Raw genomic sequence first — 19,807 nt, 5'->3', positions numbered from 1 at the left:
GTGCCTGAAGGGCTCAGCCGGTTGCCAGGTACTTCTTGTACCAGGATAAAGACACTCTGGTACCAGCCTGAGCGACCCAGGATCTTCGTAAGCGTGACCGAAACGCAGATTTCCACGATACGAACGAGAACCCCCGCCCCGGACGCAGCGAAGACGACCGGCGGGAAGGTCAGCGGCGCGAAGAGCACTGGCGGGAAGACCACCGGGCGGACCCACACCTCCTCCGGCCCCGCGCTGAGCCCCCTCGGGCTGTTCACCGTGCTGCTGGGCGCGGCGCTGCCGCTGATCGACTTCTTCATCGTCAACGTGGCCCTGCCCACCATGGACCACGATCTCCACGCCGGTCCGGCCGTACTGGAGCTCGTCGTCGCCGGATACGGCGTGGCGTACGCGGTACTGCTGGTCCTCGGCGGCCGGCTGGGCGACACCTTCGGACGCCGCAGGCTCTTCCTCGCCGGGATGGCGGCCTTCGGGCTGACCTCGCTGGCCTGCGGGCTCGCGCCGGACGCCTGGAGCCTGGTGGGCGCCCGGGTGGCGCAGGGCGCCTCGGCGGCGCTGATGCTGCCCCAGGTGCTGGCCACGATCCACTCCTCGACCAGCGGTACGCGCCGCGCCCGCGCGCTCAGCATGTACGGCGCGACGGCCGGTCTGTCCATGGTGGCGGGCCAGATCCTGGGCGGTGTGCTGGTGGCCGCGGACATCGCGGGCACCGGGTGGCGCGCGGTCTTCCTGGTCAATGTGCCGGTCGCGGTGATCGGCCTGATCCTCGCGGTCCGTACGGTCCCCGAGACCCGTTCGGAGCGGCCCGCGCCGGTGGACGTGCCGGGCACCGTACTGCTGGCGCTGTCGCTGATCACGCTGATGGTGCCGCTGACCGAGGGCCGGGCGGCGGGCTGGCCGCTGTGGACCTGGCTGACGCTGGGCGCGTTCCCCCTCGTGGCCGCCGCGTTCTACGTCGTGGAGCGGCGCGCCGACCGGGCCGGCCGGACGCCGCTGCTGCCGCCGAGCCTTTTCGCGCTGAACGGGCTGCGGCGCGGGCTGCCGATGGTGGTGCCGTTCTCGATCGGCTTCGGTGGCTTCATGTTCGTCATCGCGGTCGCACTGCAGCAGGGGCTGCGGTACGGACCGGTCGAGGCCGGACTGGCGCTGGCGCCGATGGCCACGACGTTCTTCGTGGCCTCGCTGATGGGGCCGCGCCTGGTGGGCCGGTACGGCAGCCGTGTAGTGACCGCGGGCGGGCTGATCCAGGCCGTGGGCATCGCGGTGCTGATGCTGGCCGTATGGCGCGACTGGCAGGGTCTGTCGCTGGCCGGGCTGCTGCCGGGAGTCGCACTGGCCGGGTTCGGGCAGGGGCTGCAGCTTCCGGTGCTGATCCGGATCGTGCTCGCCGATGTGCCGAACGATCGGGCCGGGGTGGGAAGCGGCGTGATGGTCACCACCCAGCAGTCCGCGCTGGCACTGGGCGTGGCGACGCTCGGCACGCTCTTCCTGTCCCTGGAGCCTTCGATGGGCATGGGTGACGCACTGGTCATCACGCTCGCGGCCCAGCTTGCGGCGATCGCGCTGACCTTGCTGCTGAGCCTGCGCCTGCCGCGCGCGGTGGCGTAGGCGGCCGTAGGAGGTGATGGCCGGTGGGCGGTCGAGCGCGGGGATCCCGGCGAGGAGCCTTTGGGGATGTGCCGCGCCCGGTGCCCGCGCCCGGGGCCCCTCAGCCCACGCCCAGGAACCGCAGTACGGCCAGCACCCTGCGGTGGTCCGCCTCGGCGACCGGCAGGTCCAGCTTCCCGAAGATGGAGTTGATGTGCTTGGCCACCGCGCTCTCGCTGACCACCAGCGCCCCGGCGATCCCCGCGTTCGACCGCCCGCCGGCCATCAGCTCCAGTACGTCCCGCTCGCGCGAGGTCAGCCGGTCCAGCGGATCGCTGTGCCGCCGCACCAGCAACTGGGCCACGACCTGCGGGTCCAGGGCGGTGCCGCCGCCCGCCACCCGGCGCAGCGCGTCGATGAACTCCTCCACATCCGCGACCCGCTGCTTGAGCAGATAGCCGATCCCGCTGGTGTGGGACGTCAGCAGGTCAGCCGCGTACCGCTCCTCGACGTACTGCGACAGCAGCAGTACGGCCGTGTCCGGCCACTGCCGCCGGATCAGCAGCGCCGCCCGGACGCCCTCGTCCGTGAAGCCCGGCGGCATCCGGACGTCCACGACCGCGATGTCCGGACGGTGTTCCTCGACCGCCGCCAGCAGCCCCTCGGCGTCCTCCGCCTCCGCCACGACCTCGAAGCCCGCGGTCTGTACGACCTTGACCAGGCCGATCCGCAGCAGAACCGAGTCCTCGGCGATCACAGCGCGCACGGCAGCTCCACAGTGATGACGGTCGGGCCCCCGCGGGGGCTGCTGATGCCGAAGGTGCCGTCCACCGAGCCCGCCCGTTGGGCGAGCCCGCCGAGGCCGCTGCCCCGCGCGGGGTCGGCGCCGCCCACCCCGTCGTCCTCGACGACGATCCGCAGCGTGCCCCCGGCGCGGACGACCGTGACGTCGGCCCGCTCCGCCCGAGCGTGCTTGGCGACGTTGGCGAGCGCCTCGGACACGACGAAGTACGCGACGGCCTCGACGGTCGGGGCGGCTCGCTCCGGCACGTGGACATGCAGCCGCACCGGCAGGGGGGCGCGCGCCGCGATGCCGGAGAGGGCGGCGTCCAGGCCGAGTTCGTCGAGGACGGCCGGGTGCAGACCGCGCACCAGGCTGCTCAGCTCCTCGATGGCGCCCTTGGCCTCGCGGTGCGCCTCCTCGATGACCTGCCGCGCCTCGTCCGGCAAATCCTTGAGAGTGGCCTTCGCCAGCCCCAGGTTGACCGCCATGGACACCAGCCGCTGCTGAGCGCCGTCGTGCAGATCGCGTTCGATACGGCGGCGCTCGGCGTCTGCCGCGTCGACCGCCCCCGCACGGCTCTCGGTCAGGTCCTCGACCCGCCGTTCCAGCTCCTTGGCGGGGACGGGGCCCAGCAGCGTGGTGGCGGCGCGGGTGTCGAGCCGCGTGAGGGCACCGATGAGCGCGTAGGCGAGGGCCAGCAGGATCAGGCCGCCCGCCGTGACATAGGCGGCCTTGGTCGAGTACCCGACATGTTCGACCCGCCAGGACAGCGGGACGCCCCATATCCAGATGTACACAGTGGCGGCCGCGAGACCGACGAGGGCCATCGTGACGGCCAGCACCCCTCCCCAGGCGACCGCCGGTCCGGCCAACAGGTGGTACCACAGTTGCCGCGGGGCCCTCTTGGGCCCGGTGATCTCGATGTCGAGCAACGCCGCGAACCGCCGCCGCTGCACGCGCGTCAGCAGCGGCGTGGCCACGGCCGGGGCGACGAGCGGGATGGTGAGCGCGAGCAGGACGTCCATCAGCGACGAGGCGTCGTCGTAGATCAGCCACGGCACGCTCATCGGCACCGCCCAGGCCACGAACTGCACCGCGATGCCCGCGACGCCGAACCGGGCGTCGCGCCGCAGCCTGTGCAGCGAACGCCCGAACGCGGGGCGTATCGCGGTGAGGAGGCTCATACGACGACCTTAGAGCGGTCCCGATCGGCCACGCGCTGGACCACATGCCCGTAATCGGGGTGCATCTAGTGCCACCCCAAGTCGGCAACTGGTGTGACCGACACCGGAGGCGGCGCCGACAAGGCTGATGGCATGCCCGGCAACGAGCGGGCCCGGAAGGAGATCCGCCCCATGACCGCCCTGTACGCCACCCCTCCAGCCGCCACTCCGGCCGCCGCGCGGGCCACCGCTCCGGCCACCGGCCCGGCGACCGTACGGACAGCGCCATCCGCACGCCTGCGGCGTGCGCGGCCCGTACGGCGTGCGCGGCTCCTGCGGCACGCCCGGCGCGGGCGGCTGATACGGCCGGAGTCGGTGCTGCTGGCCTCGGGGGCGGCGCTGGTCCCCTGGCTGTACGTACTGGCCCGGACGGTGCCGTCCACGGCCCAGGTCGGCCACTGGAACGCCGCCTGGGTGGGCCTGGACGCCCTCGAGGCGCTCGGGCTGCTCTCCACCGCCGCGCTGCGCCGACGCGGCGACGACCGCCACCGCCTGACCGCGGCGGCGACGGGAGCGCTGCTCGTGGTGGACGCGTGGTTCGACACGGTGACCGCCGCGCCGGGCGGGGAACTGGCGGTGGCGGTCGCGATGGCGGCCTGCGCGGAGCTGCCGCTGGCGGCGCTGTGCACGGCACTGGCGCTCGGCCGGGGACAGCGGACCGTCCGCGACAACCCGCGGCTCACCCCTGCGAGGCGGCCCACCACAGAATGAGCGCGGCCGCCGCGAAACAGGCCAGCATGATCAGGAGGACCTGCCGCCGCGCCGCCGCGTCGGCCGTCATCCGCGGGGAGCCGAGGGCTCCGTGCGCCTGGGCGAGGTGGTCGAGTCCCTTGTGGCGGGCGCCGCCGTAGGTGATCCGCTCCTGCCAGTCGCAGTGCCGGCAGCCGAGCAGCCGCCGCTGCCCCGGACCGTAGCCGTAGCTCACCTCGAAGACCGTGCCGTCCTCGCGGGTGGCGGTGATGTGATGTGTCACGCCTCGCACGATTGGTGAACCCCCCGTTCTGCCGAACCGACGGGCCCCGGCGCCACGGACATCGCGTCCGTGGCGCCGGAGCCCGTCGTCGGGTATGTGTCCGGTGCCCGTGGTCCGGGCGCGATGGCCCGGGCCAGGTCAGCAGCCGATCAGACGGCCGCCCAGGTAGGACTGGATCTGGTCGAGGGAGACCCGCTCCTGCTTCATCGTGTCGCGCTCGCGCACGGTCACGGCGTTGTCGTCGAGGGTGTCGAAGTCCACGGTGACGCAGAAGGGCGTGCCGATCTCGTCCTGGCGACGGTAGCGGCGGCCGATCGCGCCCGCGTCGTCGAACTCGATGTTCCAGTGCTTGCGCAGGTCCGCCGCGAGCCCCTTGGCCTTCGGCGAGAGCTGCGGGTTGCGGGACAGCGGCAGCACCGCGACCTTGACCGGCGCCAGGCGCGGGTCGAGCCGCATCACGGTGCGCTTCTCCATCTTGCCCTTGGCGTTGGGCGCCTCGTCCTCGACGTACGCGTCGAGCATGAAGGCCAGCATCGCGCGGCCCACGCCCGCCGCCGGCTCGATGACATAGGGAGTCCAGCGCTCGCCGGCCTCCTGGTCGAAGTACGACAGGTCCTGGCCGGACGCCGCCGAGTGCGCCTTCAGGTCGAAGTCGGTGCGGTTGGCCAGGCCCTCCAGCTCGCCCCACTCCGAGCCGCCGAAGCTGAAGCGGTACTCGATGTCAGCGGTGCGCTTGGAGTAGTGGGAGAGCTTCTCCTTCGGGTGCTCGTACCACCGGATGTTCGCCTCTTGGAGACCGAGGTCCCGGTACCAGTTCCAGCGCTGCTCCATCCAGTACTCGTGCCACGTCTCGTCCTCGCCCGGCTTGACGAAGAACTCCATCTCCATCTGCTCGAATTCACGCGTCCGGAAGATGAAGTTTCCCGGCGTGATCTCGTTGCGGAACGACTTGCCGACCTGCGCGATACCGAACGGCGGCTTCCGGCGCGAGGTCTGCTGGACGGCGAGGAAGTTGGTGAAGATGCCCTGGGCGGTCTCGGGGCGCAGATAGGCGATCGAGCCGGAGTCCTGGGTCGGGCCGAGGTGGGTGGCGAGCAGCCCGGAGAACTGCTTGGGCTCGGTGAAGCTGCCCTTGTTGCCGCAGTGCGGGCAGTTGACGTCGGCCAGGCCGTTCTCGGGGAGCCGGCCGTGCTTGGCCTCGTACGCCTCCTCCAGGTGGTCGGCGCGGAACCGCTTGTGGCAGGAGGTGCACTCGGTGAGCGGGTCCGTGAAGGTGGCGACGTGGCCGGACGCCTCCCACACCTCACGGGCCAGGATCACGGACGAGTCGAGTCCGACGACGTCGTCACGAGAGGTGACCATGGAACGCCACCACTGCCGCTTGATGTTCTCCTTCAGCTCCACACCGAGCGGTCCGTAGTCCCAGGCGGCTCGCTGGCCGCCGTAGATCTCGCTGCACGGGTAGACGAAGCCACGGCGCTTGCTGAGGCTGACGATGGTGTCGATCTTGTCGGCGGCCACGGTGCTCTCTTCATTGATGACGACACTGACGACGAAGCGAATGCTTCAGGTTACCGGCGGCGGCACCCCCCGGATCAAATCGGTAGTCGAAGCGATCAACAAGAGGACAGTTGTTGACAATCGTTTCCATCTTTGTTGAAAATGAGAGTCATGAACATACGCCGCCTCAGGCCCACGACCGCCCTCGTCGGAGCCGCCGCACTGGGTCTGACCACCCTCACAGCCTGCTCCTCCAACGTTGGCGACGGAAGGACGGACGGCAAGCTGGACGTGGTGGCGTCGTTCTACCCCCTGCAGTTCCTCGCCCAGCGGATCGGCGGGAACGCCATCCATGTGTCCTCCCTGACCAAGCCCGGCGTCGAGCCGCACGATCTGGAGATAAGCCCCCGGCAGACCGCCGATCTCAGCAAGGCCGGTCTGGTGGTCTACCTCAAGGGGCTCCAGCCCTCCGTCGACCGGGCCATCGGACAGGCCGAGCCGAAGCACGTCGCCGACGCCGCCTCGTACACCACGATGGAGGACCACGGCACCGAGGTCGAGGGCGACCATGACCACGGGAGCGCGGACGCGGGCGAAGGCGGCCACGGGAGCGAGGGCGAGGAAGGGCACGAGGGCCACGCCCACTCCGGCGACGCCGCCGCCGACCCCCACATCTGGCTGGACCCGGTGCGCTACGCCCAGGTCGCCAAGGGCGTCGGCAAGGCGCTGGAGACGGCCGACCCCGATCACGCCACGACGTACAAGAAGAACACCACCGCCCTGGTCAAGGAGCTGACCACACTCGATCAGGACTTCCGGAACGGTTTGAAGGACCGTTCTTCGGACACCTTCATCACCACCCACGCCGCCTTCGGCTATCTCGCCGAGCGCTACGGCCTGCGGCAGGAGGCGATCTCCGGCCTCGACCCCGAATCCGAGCCCAGCCCGGCCCGGATCAAGGGGCTGCACGGCGTCGCCAAGAAGGACAAGGTCAACACCGTCTTCTTCGAAACCCTCGTGAGCGACCGGACGGCGAAGACGCTGGCGGGCGATCTCCATCTGCGGACCGATGTGCTCGATCCCATCGAGGGCATCGGCGACAAGTCCAAGGGTGACGACTACATCCAGGTCATGCGATCCAACCTGAAGGCCCTGCAGAAGGCACTGGGCACCAAGTGACGGACCACCCCACGGAGGTCGAGGAAACGATGGCGACCGAGGAACCCATGGAAACCGAGGAGCCGGACATAGCCCCGACCGCGCCCCCGCATCCGGGGCCCAAGGCACCCACACATCCGGCTCGGACCGCGGACCCGGCCGCCGACCCCATATCCCTGCGCGGCGCCACCGCCACCCTCGGTGGCCGCCCCGTGCTGCGCGGTATCGATCTGACCGTCCGCCGCGGCGAGGTCGTGGCGCTGCTCGGCGCCAACGGCTCCGGCAAGTCCACCGCCGTACGGTCCATCGTCGGCCAGGTGCCGCTCACCGGCGGTGAGCTGGCCCTCTTCGGCACCCCCCGCCGCCGTTTCCGCGACTGGGCCCGGATCGGGTACGTACCGCAGCGCACCACCGCCGCCAGCGGCGTCCCCGCGACCGTGCGCGAGGTCGTCTCGGCGGGCCGGCTGGCCCGGCGCCGGTTCGGCCCGCCGCGCAAGGCGGACCGGGCGGCCGTTCAGCGGGCCCTGGAGCTCGTCGGCATGGCCGACCGCGCCCGGGACCCGGTGAGCGCCCTCTCCGGCGGTCAGCACCAGCGCGTGCTGATCGCCCGCGCCCTCGCGGGCGAACCGGAACTGCTGATCATGGACGAGCCGATGGCCGGGGTCGACCTCGCCAGCCAGGAGATCCTCGCGGGCACCCTCCGCGAGCAGGTCGCCGCCGGTGCCACGGTCCTCCTCGTCCTCCATGAGCTCGGCCCGCTGGAGCCACTGATCGACCGCGCGGTGGTGCTCCGCGACGGCTGCGTGGTCCACGACGGACCGCCGCCCAAGGCCGTGGGCCAGCACGCGCTGCCCGGCCACGATCACGTCCATCCCCATGCGGCGCCCGACGCCGAACCGATCCGGACAGGGTTGCTGACCTGAGATGCTCGAGATCCTCGACTACGCCTTTATGCAGCGGGCCCTGCTCGCCGCCGTCCTGGTGGGCATCACCGCGCCCGCCGTCGGCATCTACCTCGTCCAGCGCCGCCAGGCGATCATGGGCGACGGGATCGGCCATGTCGCCCTTACCGGCGTCGCCCTCGGCTTCCTGACCGGCGCCAACCCCGTGTGGACCGCCGTCGCCGTATCCGCCCTCGGCGCGATCGCCATGGAGCTGATCCGCTGGTACGGCAAGACCCGCGGCGATCTCGCGCTCGCGATGCTCTTCTACGGCGGGATGGCGGGCGGTGTGCTGCTGATCAACCTCTCGCCGACCGGCTCCAACGCCAACCTCACCACCTATCTCTTCGGCTCGATCACCACGGTCTCCCCCGAGGACGTCGTCGCGATCTCCCTCCTCGCCGCATTCGTCGTACTGATCACCTTGGGGCTGCGCCGCCAGCTCTTCGCGGTGTGCCAGGACGAGGAGTTCGCCCGGGTGACCGGCCTCCCGGTGCGCACGCTCAACCTGCTGCTGGCCGTCACCGCGGCCGTCACGGTCACCGTCGCCATGCGCGTCGTGGGCCTGCTCCTGGTCAGCGCCCTGATGGTGGTCCCGGTCGCCGCCGCCCAGCAGGCCACCCGGGGCTTCGCGATGACGCTCGCGCTGGCGATCACCATCGGCGTCGTGGTGACCCTGTCCGGCACGGTCTTCTCCTTCTACAAGAACGTCCCGCCCGGCGCGAGCATCGTCGTCCTCGCCATCGGAGTCTTCGCCGTGATCACGGCCCTGGCCGCGCCCCTGGCGAAAAGACGCGCTCAACGGGTGGCCGCGGCCGGGGAAGGGTGCACGGTGAGGGACGATGTACTCGTATAGCGACTAACGACGATGTACTCGTAGAGTCCACGCACTCGCACGGTCCACCGCTCGCTCCGTCGCTCAGTCTGTCGCTCTCGTCCGCCCCCCGAGCGATAACTGGCACAATGGCCGGGCAGAAGACGCAGTGGGCGCGGAGAGAGCCCCGAGAGCGACGGAGCATGTGAGGTTGAGGAGGCAGCCGTGGTGACCGCGGGTCCCCCAGTACGCGGCCGGTCCACCAGGCAGCGCGCCGCGGTGGCGGCAGCACTGGACGAGGTGGACGAGTTCCGCAGTGCGCAGGAGCTCCACGACATGCTCAAGCACCGAGGCGACTCGGTGGGCCTGACCACCGTCTACCGCACCCTCCAGTCCCTCGCCGACGCCGGCGAGGTCGACGTCCTCCGCACCACGGAGGGCGAGGCGGTCTACCGCCGCTGCAACAGCGAGGAGCACCACCACCACCTGGTCTGCCGCGCCTGCGGCAAGGCGGTGGAGGTGGAGGGCCCCGCCGTCGAGAAGTGGGCCGACGCGATCGCCGCCGAGCACGGCTTCGTGGACGTGGCCCACACGATCGAGATCTTCGGCACCTGCGGCGACTGCGCGGCGACGAAGGCTTCGCAGGGTTGATCTCCCCTTCGCGGGATTGGCCCCCGCCCCGCTCCGATTGATCTCTGTCGGGGGTTGTGGATACGGTGCCCGACATGACGAGCCCTGAATCAGACAGAACGGAGCCGCCGGTCGTTCGGCGGCGAGCAGTTGTCTGAACCGCTGACCTGACTTTTGGTTTGGGTCGATCTCGCTTCCAGCGACCGGACACGACTCCGTGTGTCTGGTTCCGTCTCGGGCTCGTCGTAGTCATGACGTATTCATGGCTCGTCATGGCGTAGTCCGACATCCAGCACGCGGCTGTTCTTGCCCGCATCCGCTCTTCGCTGGAGTCGACCTCTTGCCTGTTTTCCTTTACGTCCTCGCGCTCGCTGTCTTCGCGCAAGGAACATCCGAGTTCATGCTGTCCGGTCTCGTACCAGGCATCGCCCAAGACCTCTCCGTGTCGGTGGGAGCCGCGGCGAGCCTGACGTCCGCGTACGCGATCGGGATGATCGTCGGCGCCCCGGTGATGGCCGCGCTGAGCGCGCAATGGCCACGGCGGAGGGCGCTGGCGGGCTTTCTGACGGCGTTCGTGGTTGTGCATGTGATCGGCGCGGTGACGACGGACTTCGCCGTGCTCTTCGGTACTCGTATCGTCGCCGCGATCGCCAACGCCGGTTTCCTGGCGGTCGCGATGTCCGTCGCGACCGCCCTCGTACCGACGGCGCAGCACGCCAGGGCCACCGCCGTTCTGCTGTCCGGGGTCACGCTGTCGTGCGTCGCGGGTGTCCCCGCGGGGGCGTTGCTCGGGGAGTGGTGCGGCTGGCGTTCCGCGTTCTGGGCCGTGGCGGCCCTGTGCCTGCCCGCGCTGGCTCTGGTCTTCCGCCAGGCACCCGCCGACGCGGCTGGTCGGGAGGATGTGTCGATCAGGCGGGAAGCGCGTGTGGTGGCGTCGCGCCCGGTGCAGTGGGCCATGGCCCTCGCGGCCGTGGTCAACGGGGCGACGTTCGCGACCTTCGCCTACCTGGCCGTCATCGCCACGGACATCACCCACCTCCCCGGGGCCGCCGTCCCCGCCCTTCTCGCCGCGTTCGGGGTGGGCGCCTTCGTGGGGGTCACCACGGCCGGCCGTAAGGCCGACGGCGGGTTCGGGAGGGGCCTGTTCCTGGCCATGTGCGCCCTGCCCGTGGGCTGGGCTTTGCTGGCGCTGGCCAGCCCCTATACGGCCCCGCTCTTCATCGCGACGATACTCCAGGGCGGCCTGTCGTTCGGCATCGGCTCAACCCTCGTCACCCGCGTCATGCACACGGCCTCCCAGGCCCCTTCGCTGGGCGGCTCGTTCGCCACGGTCGCGCTGAACACGGGTGCCTTCCTGGGCCCGTTGGCCGCAGGCGTCGCGACGGAGACGACGGGCGACTACCGGGGGGCGGTGTGGGTCAGCGCCGCGCTGGCCGCGACGGCGGTGGGTGCTGTCGCCGCTTCGCGGGCATGGGGTGCCCGGGCGGGCGTCGAGGAAGCCGGGTACTGACTTCGGCGATTCGGGGTGACGTACCGGACGCATCCTCGCCGCTGTCGTCAATCCGCGCTGCGGGAGCTGGACTTCCGCAGCGCGGATCTCTGTTGTTCAGCCGCCCGCCTGATGGAAAACGATCGTTGGCCCGTCGTCGGTAGAAAGGACATGGACCTTGAAAGCACGATCTGGAAAAGTGCGAGCCAGGACATGATCCCAGGATCCAGCAATGGCATCGGCTATGTCGGCGAGCGCACTGTCGTTCTCGGGAGACTCCTCACACGGAACCACATCGGCCACGACAAACCGATTCAGCGTATTCTCGATGGCGTAAACATTTCCGTCCAGATGTTGCCACCATTCCTCGAACCTGTTCTGATTATATTTACGCTCCCAGAGGATGCAGCCATGAATCTCAATGAACTCAGGGTTCACTAGACGGGAGAAGGCAAGCCACATACCGACACTGCAATTGTGCGTAAGGAAGTCCACAAAGTCAGGAGCCCCGGTAAGACTTTCGATCCAGGATCGAACTTCTGGGTACTCTTCAGGTTTCACGACACTCCATTTTCACTCCGGGAGCGGTATTTCGTCTGGCCTGGCCGGCCGCGTCGAGTTCTTGTCCCAGTTGTAATACACCTCACCAGTCTTCGGATTCACATGCTTCTTCATCTCGACCACATGTGGTGGCGGTACACCGTTGTGAGGCTTCGAGTCCGCCGATATGTCAACACGCTTCACCGGCTTGCCGTCAGCATCATAGACAGCATATGCGGTTACGCTTCCATCCTCTTTGCGGCGGACCAGGACCTCGCCAGGGTTTGCCGTCTGCGGGAACCGTCCTCTGTATGGAGTGGCCTGTGACAGGTCAATGCCACACTTCAAACCAAGCGCATCAAGCCACACGAATGGATTGGCGACATAGGCGTGGTGGTTGGGGACGGGATCGAGGCCCAGGGGGTCCGGGGTGACGTAGTGGGCCGTTTCCGGGTCGTAGTGGCGGAAGTAGTTGTAGTGCAGGCCCGTTTCGGGGTCGGCGTATTGGCCGGGGAAGCGGAGGGGGCAGTCGACCGTTGAGGTGCTCGCCCGGGAGGGGAAGTGGGTGCCCCAGAGGGTGGTGCGGTGTTGCCAGGACAGGTCTCCGTCAGGGGTGACCAGTTCTGTTGGGGTGCCGACCAGGTCCGTGATGATGGCGTGGAAGCGGGGGTGCGTTTCGGGGTTGTCCGCGCCCGTGAATTTCTCGATGAGGGATGCGCCCGGCTCCCGGATCAGCGGGGTGTGGTCGGTTTGGGTGAGGGGGCGGTGGGTGTCTGGGACGTAGTCCCAGGTGGTGTGCTTGCCCTCGGGGGTGGATTGTCCGCCAGGCGGGTGTCTTCCCACGTGAAGTCCACCGATTCGGCGACCGTGCCGTCCTCGGCCAGGCGTTGTTTGGATATGCGACGGCCCAGCGGGTCATGGGTGTAGTGCCAGTGGTCGCCGTCGGGCGTCGTCGCGTCGGTGAGGCGGTCTTCGGCGTTCCAGGTGTAGGTCCAGGTGCGGGTCTGGCCGTTCAACAATTTCCGGGTGCGGCGGGTCAGGCGGCCCTGGGGGTCATGTTCGTACGTCGTGCGGCCCGCTCGGTGGATGATCGTCCCCGAGAACTCCCGGTCGCCGGGTGACGCGTGCGCGGGGGCCGTTGCGTGGGTGAGGTTGCCTGCCGTGTCGTAGGCGTACGTCTCGGTCCAGCCGTGGGCGTGGACCCCCGTCACGCGGCCTACCGGATCCAGGTCGAAGCGGCGGGTGCCCGAGGTGAGTTCGCGGATCTCGGTGAGGTAGCCGTCCGGGCGGTAGGCGTACGCCCGGTGTTGGAGGATGCGGTCTGCCTCCCCCGGTTCGCGGGTGAGGGTCTGTGTGGTGAGGCGGTCTGCCTTGTCCCAGGTCTGGGTCAGGGTCACGCCCTCGCCCAGGCGGCGTTCGGTTTCCCGTCCCGCCGCGTCGTACGTGAAGGAGAGGGTTCCCGAGCCGTTGTCGAGGCACGTAGGGCGGCCTGCCGCGTCGTACGTCCACTCGCTCACGATGCCGCTGGGAGTTGTGCGCTGGGTCCGACGGCCCTCGGCGTCGTACGCGTACGTCGTCGTGCGGCCGTTGACCGTTTCTGACAGGACGCGCCCCAGCGCATCGCGTTCGATGGTCAGCTCGGCGTCCGCGTTGGTCGCTTGGGCCAGTTGGCCGACAGCGTTGTAGGCGAAGGTCGTGGTCTCGCCCGCGTCGTCCCGCTGCTCGACGGCACGGCCCAGCGCGTCCCGGGTGAAACGCATCGTTTCGCCCGCGCCGTTGGTCCGGGTCAGCAGGTCGCCGGCCGCATCGTGGGTGTAGGCGAGGGTGCGGCCGTTGAAGTCAGTCTCGGAGGTGACACGGCCCGCCGGGTCGTAGGTGTAGGTCCAGGTCAGGCCCTGGGGGTTGGTGACCTCGGTCAGGCGCAGCTCGGTGTCGTAGGCGAAGGCGTACGTCGCGCCGTCCGGCTCGGTGCGGCTGGCGGGGACGTCGAAGTGGGTGGAGGTCTGGTGGGTGGTGTGGCCCGCCGGGTCCGTGTGGGTGAGGAGGTTGCCCTCGCCGTCCCAGGTCCAGGTCTCCCGTGCCCCGTCCGGTTCCTCCCGCCACGCCGGTTTGCCCTCGGTCGTCCAGCCCATACGGGTGGTGTGGCCCAGGGGGTCCGTCGCCTCGACGACCCGGCCGAAGGTGTCCCGGCGGACGCTCGTGGTGTGGCCCAGCGGGTCCGTGACCGCCACCGGCAGTCCCGCCGGGTCACATGCGATGCGGCGGGTGCGGCCCAGTGCGTCCATCACCTGGGCGAGGTGGCCCCGGTCGGTGTAGGCGTAGGTGGTGGTCGACCCCGTCGGGTCGGTGGTGGCGGTCAGGTTGCCCGTGTCGTCGTACGTGTGGCGCCACGTCCCGCCGCCCGGCTCGGTGACCTCCAGCGGCAGGCACAGCGCGTTGTACGTGGCTCGGCCTGGTTGACCTCGTCCAGGCTGAAGCCCTTCTGCTGCCCCAGGGCGATCTTCACCGGCTGAGCCACCGCCGCGTCGATCGTCACCGACAGCACGCTGGTGAAGACCGCGCCCGTCAGCATCTCCGCGGCGATGACAGCGACCGCTTCCTCCACGGCGACGCCCAGACCGGCGGCCATGGCGATGATCTCCGCCGCCACCCCGTCGGAGGCACCCCCGGTGACGATGGTCAGCAGTCCACCGCCGACGAGCGCGACGGCATCGATGCTGATCTGCGTCCACAGCTTCTCGATCGCGTCATCGACGGTGTCGGCGAACTTGTCCAGCGCCTTGGCCATGTTCCGGGCGGACTTGGCGAGGTTGCTCAGCCAGCCCTCGTCCTTGCCCTTGGCGTAACGCCCCCAGAAGGTCTCGAAGGCGTCGATCGCCTCGCCCTTGTTGTGGTGGATGAGCGTCGTGGCCGCCTTGTCGGTCGCGACCCGCACATCGTCCACGCTGTCGGCGAACGTCCGCCAGGCGTCGGCCGCGTGGCGCAGAGTGCCGGAGTTGGCGTCCGGCCACCACATGCCGAGCTTCATGAGGAGGGCCTTGGCCTTCTCCTCGATCTCGCTGCCGAAACTCACCGATGGCCGCCCGCGCCCGGACCCTGATCATGGCCGGAGCCGTGCTTGGCCTTGGTGAACATGCCCTCGATGAGCTTGTCGTTGTCGACATGACCGTCGGCCATGTCGTTCATCGCCTCATAGATGCTGGTCAGCCCGAGAACGAGAATGCCGGCCGCCGACTCGATGTGCTTCTGGTTCGGCTTGTACTGCTTGCCGAAGTCCTTACCGGGCTTGTCGTCCCCCCACGCCTCCCCATAGCCGTCCAGCGTCGTGATCAGCTTGGTCAGCGCCTCACTCAGCTTCACCGACTGGTGGTGGAAGGTGGGCGCGACGGACTTGATGTCCGCCACCTTGATGTCCAGGACCTTGCCGCCGCCGTGCCCGCCGCCGCTGCTGCCGCTCCCCATGCGACGCCTCCCCCCGTTGAGCGTTTGCCGTGCAAAGCTTCCAGGCTAGGGCGGCGATCATCATGGACCGTTCAATGTGGGCCCTACAACGAGTAAAGAGCGCTGAGCGCCATGGCTAGCGGCGCGTGAGGTGGGTGAGGGTGACGCCGTTGGGGAAGGCGGTGCGCTCGGCGACGTCGAAGACGGTGGGGTCGAAGGCGCCGTCGAAGGCCGGGACCCCGGCACCGGCGACGACCGGGTAGTTCTTGATCACCAGTTCGTCGACCTCGGGCAGGAGGGCACCCGCCAGCTTGCCACCGCCGCAGAGCCATACGTCCAGCCCCGCGCCCTCCTCCCGCTTGAGCTCGCGTACGAGGGCGAGCGGGTCGCCCGGGACGACGGTGACGGCCGGGTCGATGTCCGGCTTGAGGGTGCTGGACACCACGTACTGGCGCAGATGCGCGTAGGGGCTGCCGATCCCCGCGTCCAGGGCGGGGCGGTAGGTGCCGAGGCCCATGATGACGGTGTCGAAGTGGCGGTTGGGCGCGTCGGTCAGGCCGACCATGGCGCGGTGGGCGGTCGGGACCGTCTCGGGAAACAGTGTGTTGGTCCAGGCCGAGTAGGCGGCGGACTGCTGTTCGTCGCCACCGGGGAAGAAGTCGTACTCGCCGCCGGGGCCGGCGATGCGGCCATCGAGCGTGACGGCGACGTAGTACACGAGCTTTCGCATCGTTGGCAGCTCCACCTGTAGTACTCTGACTGAAGTGGTTTGAGCGTAGTACTACAGACGGAGTGGTGTCAATGGTGAGACGGAACGACGAGCGGCGCGCCGCACTCGTCGACGCTGCGATCGAGGTGTTGGCCAGGGAAGGCGCACGCGGCCTGACCTTCCGGGCGGTGGACACCGAGGCCGCCGTCCCCGCCGGTACGGCATCCAACTACTTCGCCAACCGCGACGATCTGCTCACCCAGGCCGGCGCCCGTGTCTATGAGCGGCTCCAGCCCGACGAGGCCACGATCGCCCGCCAGCGGGCGGCAGGCCGCGACCGGGAGACCTACGTGGAGCTGATGCGTGAACTCGTCGGCCGCGTGGCCTCGTTCCGCACCGGCTATCTGGCCCTGCTGGAGCTCCGCCTCGAGGCCACCCGCCGCCCCGCGCTCCGTAAGGTCCTCACCGAGCGGGTGCGGGCCGACGTCGATGCCAACGTCGCCTACCACGAGGCGTCGGGGCTCCCCGGCGACGCCATTGCCGTCAAGCTGCTGATACTGGCTCTGAACTGGCTGATCGTCGAGCAGCTCACCTTGCCGGACGTCTTCACGGAGGCTGAGCGTGACCGGCTGGTGGCGGCCGCGGTGGAGCGCATCGTGGCGGCGGAATAGGCATGGCGGCGGAACAGGCGTGGCGGCGGCGGACCAAGCGGCCGCCGCTCACGCCGCCTACGCGCTTACTCGGACGGGGAGTCGTCCTTCTTCAACTGGTCCTCGTTCGGGATCGCCCCGCCGAAGCGGCGGTCCCGCGAGGCGTACTCCAGGCACGCCCGCCACAGGTCGCGGCGGTCGAAGTCCGGCCACAGCACGTCCTGGTACACCATCTCGGCGTACGCGCTCTGCCAGATCAGGTAGTTGGACGTCCGCTGCTCGCCCGAAGGGCGCAGGAAGAGATCCACATCCGGCATGTCCGGGTAGTAGAGGTACTTCGCGAACGTCTTCTCGTTCACCTTCGACGGATCGAGCCGACCCGACCGGACGTCCTCCGCCAGCGCCTTCGCCGCGTCCGCGATCTCCGCCCGGCCGCCGTAGTTCATGCAGAAGTACATCGTCATGGCGTCGTTGTCCTTGGTCTGCTCCTGAGCGACCTGGAGCTCCTGCGCCACCGACTTCCACAGCTTCGGCATCCGGCCCGCCCAGCGGATCCGTACGCCCATCGCGTCCATCTCGTCGCGGCGGCGGCGGATGACATCGCGGTTGAAGTTCATCAGGAAGCGCACCTCGTCGGGCGAGCGCTTCCAGTTCTCGGTCGAGAAGGCGTAGAGGGAGAGGTTCTTCACGCCCATCTCGAGGCAGCCCTTGAGCACGTCCAGCACGACGCCCTCGCCGACCTTGTGCCCCTCGGTGCGCGGCAGCCCGCGCTCCTTGGCCCAGCGGCCGTTCCCGTCCATCACGCACGCCACGTGCTGCGGCACCAGCTCACCGGGGATCTTCGGCGGCCGGGCGCCGGACGGGTGCGGCTCCGGGGTCCGGTACTCGCGCCGCTGTCGGCCCAGAAACCCGCGTCCTGCCATGCCTGCCACGTCTCCCTCAGCTCTTGCTCTCTGTGCTACTGCTTCTGCTGCTACTTCTCTACGTACCGCAGCGACCGAAGTCCCCGCTCCAGGTGCCAGGACAAATACGCCGCCACGAGCCCGCTGCCCTCCCGGGCATGCCGCACCTCACACGCGTCCGCCGTCTCCCAGTCCCCGGTCAGCAGCGCACCCAGCAGCGTCAGCGACTCCGCCGAGGGTACGACGCTTCCGGGCACCCGGCACTCTCCGCAGATGACCCCGCCCGCGCCAACCGAGAAGAACCGGTTCGGACCGGGCATCCCGCACTTGGCGCAGTCATCGAAACTCGGTGCGTAACCGTTGACCGCGAGGGAGCGGAGCAGAAACGCGTCCAGGACGAGATGCGGCTCGTGCTCCCCGGCGGCCAGGGTGCGCAGGGCGCCGACGAGCAGCAGATACTGCTGTACGGCGGGCTCGCCCTCGTGATCGGTGAACCGCTCGGCCGTCTCCAGCATGGCCGTACCGGCGGTGTAGCGGGCGTAATCGGTGACGATCGCCCCACCGTACGGCGCGATCGTCTCACTCTGCGTGCACAGCGGCAGCCCGCGCCCGATCAGCTCGCCACCACCGCGGGCGAAGAACTGCACGTCGACGTGGCTGAACGGTTCGAGCCGCGCGCCGAACTTCGACTTCGTCCGCCGCACGCCTCGCGCGACGGCGCGGACGCGGCCGTTGTTGCGGGTGAGCAGGGTGATGATCCGGTCCGCCTCCCCCAGCTTCTGGGTGCGCAGCACGATGCCGTCGTCGCGGAACAGACTCATGGCGCCCATTGTCCCCTAGCGGGACAGATGATCGAACCGCCCGGCCCGGGCGGCCCGGGTGAGCGCCCGGAGGGCGGCGGGGGTGGTGGCGATCACGGTCTGCGGCTCGTCGCTCTCGCGGAGGAGTATCGCGGCGGCGTCCGGGACCTGAGCCAGCTCGACGCAGTTGTTGGCAGCGTCACCTGAGTACGAGGACTTCCGCCAGTGTTGTATGTCAGACATCTCCATGCCTTCAGAGCTGTTGCGCGATGTCGCGAACGAAGTCGCGCGTGTCCTCAGGGCTGAGTGACAGCCCCTGCGTCCGGTCCAGGACTTCCCTGTAGTTGGCAACGAGCGTTTCCGCGTCCACCAAAGCGACTCCGGTCGCCACGTCGAGCTGAACGGTGTCCAGCTGCGGCACCGGTCCAGCCGCATAGAGTACGGAAGCCCCCGCGCCGGGAAAACCTCCGGCCGCGAATGGAATCACGCGCACGGTCACGTTGTCGCGCTCGGACGCCTCCAGCAGGTACTCCAACTGGCCACGGGCCACCTTGGCGCCGCCGAACCGCATCCGCAACGCGGCCTCATGGACGAGGAAGGTGCATTGCGGCGGATTGTCCCTGTCCAGTACGTCCCGACGCTTCAGCCGGTGGGACAGCCTGCGACGGTGCTCGGCCGCGGTGAGATCGGGTACCGCCGTAGCGAACACGGCTCTGGCATAGTCCTCCGTCTGCAGCAGCCCCGGGATGTGCATCGGCTGCATCGTCCTCAGGTTCACCGCGTGGTGTTCCAGTTCGGCCAGATCGAGCGCGCCTGCGGGCAGCTTGCCCCGGTACTCCTCCCACCAGCCGTGCACCCGTTCCACGGCCATGGCCGCCAACGCGTCAACGCACGCCTGGTCCGCGCACGAGTAGATCGCCGCCAGCGTCCTCACTCGCTCCTCGCTCATGCCGAGGCGGCCTGCCTCCATGTTGCTGATCCGAGTGCGATCCGCGCCCAGCTCCTCGCCGGCGCGGGCCACGGTCATTCCGGCGTGCTCGCGCATCTTGCGCAGTTCCGTACCGAGGCGCCGCTGCCTCGCGGTCGGGCCTGACCTGGGTGACACCAACACCCTCCCCTTCAGTCACGTCCACTCAGTTAACGGTTACCGGAAGCGTAGTGCACACGTGCACTCAGATGCTCTATGGTCCTGATAGCGCAGCGCATCGAACCAATCACGCACCGCGTTGGGAGCACCACCATGCCTGAAACCGCCGAACCCCCGTACGCCTACCGGTTCAGCGCCCCCAACTCCCCCAAGAGCCCCAGGGTCTGCCGGGACGCCATCGCCGCCCTCCTCCAGGCCAACGACCTGCACGACCTCGCGGACACGGCGAAACTCCTGGTCTCCGAGGCCGTGACGAACGTCAACCGGCACACGAACACCCAACTGATCCACATCGACACCCTCGTCCGCGACCGCATCGCGACGATCGCCGTACGCGACGGCTCCCCGGACCGCCACCCGTACCCCCGCGACGCGGCGCCCGACGAGGAGGGCGGCCGGGGGCTGTTCCTGATGCAGGAGCTGGCCTACGCGTGGGGCGTCACCTGGGAGCACGGGCTGCGCCCCACCAGCAAGCACATCTGGTTCGAACTGCGCGAACCGCTCACCGAATGACAGTAG

The 19,807-nt window shown here is 69.3% G+C and carries 21 protein-coding genes and 1 pseudogene; 9 read left to right on the top strand and 13 right to left on the bottom strand.

All coding sequences use genetic code 11. The features are described from left to right. The first annotated feature begins 93 nt into the window (after positions 1 to 93). On the top strand, positions 94 to 1,608 hold the full coding sequence (locus J5X86_RS09565; RefSeq protein ID WP_208516301.1) for an MFS transporter: 1,515 nt from the start codon (positions 94 to 96) through the stop codon (positions 1,606 to 1,608). 100 nt (positions 1,609 to 1,708) lie between these two features. On the opposite strand, the gene J5X86_RS09560 is transcribed toward J5X86_RS09565, so the two are convergent. Both J5X86_RS09560 and J5X86_RS09555 read right to left on the bottom strand, forming a co-directional pair. Beyond that, positions 1,709 to 2,353: a response regulator transcription factor gene (locus J5X86_RS09560; RefSeq protein WP_208516300.1), complete on the bottom strand. Its 645-nt coding sequence runs from the start codon at positions 2,351 to 2,353 to the stop codon at positions 1,709 to 1,711. Continuing rightward, the gene (locus tag J5X86_RS09555; protein WP_208516299.1) at positions 2,341 to 3,555 is read right to left on the bottom strand and encodes a sensor histidine kinase; all 1,215 of its coding nucleotides are present in this window, start codon (positions 3,553 to 3,555) and stop codon (positions 2,341 to 2,343) included. Before J5X86_RS09555 ends, J5X86_RS09560 begins: the two co-directional genes overlap by 13 nt. 93 nt (positions 3,556 to 3,648) lie before the next feature. On the opposite strand from J5X86_RS09555, the gene J5X86_RS09550 reads away from it, so the two are divergent. Continuing rightward, positions 3,649 to 4,305 (top strand): hypothetical protein, encoded by a 657-nt coding sequence (locus tag J5X86_RS09550; protein ID WP_208516298.1) that lies wholly within the window; start codon positions 3,649 to 3,651, stop codon positions 4,303 to 4,305. Here the strand turns inward: J5X86_RS09550 and J5X86_RS09545 are convergent. Both J5X86_RS09545 and J5X86_RS09540 read right to left on the bottom strand, forming a co-directional pair. Then, on the bottom strand, positions 4,274 to 4,567 hold the full coding sequence (locus tag J5X86_RS09545) for a hypothetical protein (RefSeq protein WP_243979943.1): 294 nt from the start codon (positions 4,565 to 4,567) through the stop codon (positions 4,274 to 4,276). The genes J5X86_RS09550 and J5X86_RS09545 overlap by 32 nt on opposite strands. A 138-nt stretch (positions 4,568 to 4,705) precedes the next feature. Next, positions 4,706 to 6,088 carry a glycine--tRNA ligase gene (locus tag J5X86_RS09540; protein ID WP_014060587.1) on the bottom strand — a complete coding sequence of 461 codons (1,383 nt, stop codon included), beginning with the start codon at positions 6,086 to 6,088 and terminating at the stop codon, positions 4,706 to 4,708. Positions 6,089 to 6,238: 150 nt separating this feature from the next. Between J5X86_RS09540 and J5X86_RS09535 the strand changes: the two genes are divergently transcribed. The 5 genes from J5X86_RS09535 to J5X86_RS09515 all read left to right on the top strand — a co-directional run bounded on the left by J5X86_RS09535 (position 6,239) and on the right by J5X86_RS09515 (position 11,120). Further along, positions 6,239 to 7,246, top strand: coding sequence for a metal ABC transporter substrate-binding protein (locus J5X86_RS09535; protein WP_208516296.1), 1,008 nt, complete (start codon positions 6,239 to 6,241; stop codon positions 7,244 to 7,246). A 47-nt stretch (positions 7,247 to 7,293) separates the two neighbouring features. Next, positions 7,294 to 8,148, top strand: a complete 855-nt coding sequence (locus tag J5X86_RS09530) for a metal ABC transporter ATP-binding protein (protein WP_374229239.1) — start codon at positions 7,294 to 7,296, stop codon at positions 8,146 to 8,148. 1 nt (position 8,149) lies between these two features. Beyond that, the gene (locus J5X86_RS09525; protein ID WP_078641318.1) at positions 8,150 to 9,022 is read left to right on the top strand and encodes a metal ABC transporter permease; all 873 of its coding nucleotides are present in this window, start codon (positions 8,150 to 8,152) and stop codon (positions 9,020 to 9,022) included. A gap of 183 nt (positions 9,023 to 9,205) precedes the next feature. Continuing rightward, positions 9,206 to 9,631 carry a Fur family transcriptional regulator gene (locus J5X86_RS09520; RefSeq protein ID WP_208516295.1) on the top strand — a complete coding sequence of 142 codons (426 nt, stop codon included), beginning with the start codon at positions 9,206 to 9,208 and terminating at the stop codon, positions 9,629 to 9,631. Positions 9,632 to 9,950: 319 nt separating this feature from the next. Then, entirely contained in the window at positions 9,951 to 11,120 is a 1,170-nt protein-coding gene (locus tag J5X86_RS09515) for a Cmx/CmrA family chloramphenicol efflux MFS transporter (protein WP_208516294.1), read from the top strand. A 96-nt stretch (positions 11,121 to 11,216) separates the two neighbouring features. Here J5X86_RS09515 and J5X86_RS09510 read toward each other — a convergent pair whose 3' ends face one another. The 5 genes and pseudogenes from J5X86_RS09510 to J5X86_RS09495 all read right to left on the bottom strand — a co-directional run bounded on the left by J5X86_RS09510 (position 11,217) and on the right by J5X86_RS09495 (position 15,810). Continuing rightward, complete coding sequence (locus J5X86_RS09510) at positions 11,217 to 11,660, bottom strand: hypothetical protein (RefSeq protein WP_208516293.1); 444 nt, start codon at positions 11,658 to 11,660, stop codon at positions 11,217 to 11,219. Between the two features lie 12 nt (positions 11,661 to 11,672). After that, positions 11,673 to 14,101 (bottom strand): annotated as a pseudogene (locus J5X86_RS09505) (RHS repeat-associated core domain-containing protein); the annotation flags it as partial. Beyond that, positions 13,996 to 14,712: a hypothetical protein gene (locus J5X86_RS50510; RefSeq protein WP_243979939.1), complete on the bottom strand. Its 717-nt coding sequence runs from the start codon at positions 14,710 to 14,712 to the stop codon at positions 13,996 to 13,998. The pseudogene J5X86_RS09505 and the gene J5X86_RS50510, both read right to left, overlap by 106 nt. Then, positions 14,709 to 15,101: a hypothetical protein gene (locus tag J5X86_RS09500; protein ID WP_208516292.1), complete on the bottom strand. Its 393-nt coding sequence runs from the start codon at positions 15,099 to 15,101 to the stop codon at positions 14,709 to 14,711. Before J5X86_RS09500 ends, J5X86_RS50510 begins: the two co-directional genes overlap by 4 nt. Before the next feature lie 115 nt (positions 15,102 to 15,216). Then, positions 15,217 to 15,810: a dihydrofolate reductase family protein gene (locus J5X86_RS09495; RefSeq protein WP_208516291.1), complete on the bottom strand. Its 594-nt coding sequence runs from the start codon at positions 15,808 to 15,810 to the stop codon at positions 15,217 to 15,219. Positions 15,811 to 15,881: 71 nt separating this feature from the next. On the opposite strand from J5X86_RS09495, the gene J5X86_RS09490 reads away from it, so the two are divergent. After that, the gene (locus J5X86_RS09490; protein ID WP_208516290.1) at positions 15,882 to 16,460 is read left to right on the top strand and encodes a TetR/AcrR family transcriptional regulator; all 579 of its coding nucleotides are present in this window, start codon (positions 15,882 to 15,884) and stop codon (positions 16,458 to 16,460) included. Between the two features lie 65 nt (positions 16,461 to 16,525). Here the strand turns inward: J5X86_RS09490 and J5X86_RS09485 are convergent, their stop codons facing one another. Genes J5X86_RS09485 through J5X86_RS09470 form a run of 4 tightly spaced genes read right to left on the bottom strand, consistent with a single transcriptional unit; the run spans position 16,526 to position 19,246 of the window. Beyond that, a complete protein-coding gene (locus J5X86_RS09485; RefSeq protein WP_208516289.1) occupies positions 16,526 to 17,362 on the bottom strand; it encodes an isoprenyl transferase in 837 nt (278 codons plus the stop codon). 50 nt (positions 17,363 to 17,412) lie between these two features. After that, positions 17,413 to 18,162 carry a DNA repair protein RecO gene (gene recO, locus J5X86_RS09480; RefSeq protein WP_208516288.1) on the bottom strand — a complete coding sequence of 250 codons (750 nt, stop codon included), beginning with the start codon at positions 18,160 to 18,162 and terminating at the stop codon, positions 17,413 to 17,415. A 15-nt stretch (positions 18,163 to 18,177) separates the two neighbouring features. Continuing rightward, positions 18,178 to 18,384, bottom strand: coding sequence for a DUF397 domain-containing protein (locus J5X86_RS09475; RefSeq protein WP_208516287.1), 207 nt, complete (start codon positions 18,382 to 18,384; stop codon positions 18,178 to 18,180). A gap of 10 nt (positions 18,385 to 18,394) precedes the next feature. Then, positions 18,395 to 19,246: a helix-turn-helix transcriptional regulator gene (locus tag J5X86_RS09470; RefSeq protein ID WP_208516558.1), complete on the bottom strand. Its 852-nt coding sequence runs from the start codon at positions 19,244 to 19,246 to the stop codon at positions 18,395 to 18,397. Between the two features lie 135 nt (positions 19,247 to 19,381). Here J5X86_RS09470 and J5X86_RS09465 point away from each other — a divergent pair, with 135 nt between their 5' ends. After that, on the top strand, positions 19,382 to 19,801 hold the full coding sequence (locus tag J5X86_RS09465) for an ATP-binding protein (protein ID WP_208516286.1): 420 nt from the start codon (positions 19,382 to 19,384) through the stop codon (positions 19,799 to 19,801). Positions 19,802 to 19,807: the final 6 nt, after the last annotated feature.

The sequence above is a fragment of the Streptomyces sp. NEAU-YJ-81 genome, assembly GCF_017592595.1.
Taxonomy (GTDB): domain Bacteria; phylum Actinomycetota; class Actinomycetes; order Streptomycetales; family Streptomycetaceae; genus Streptomyces; species Streptomyces hygroscopicus_B.
Note: the sequence above shows the minus strand (reverse complement) of the source record. Positions and strands in the feature narration are given on the sequence as shown.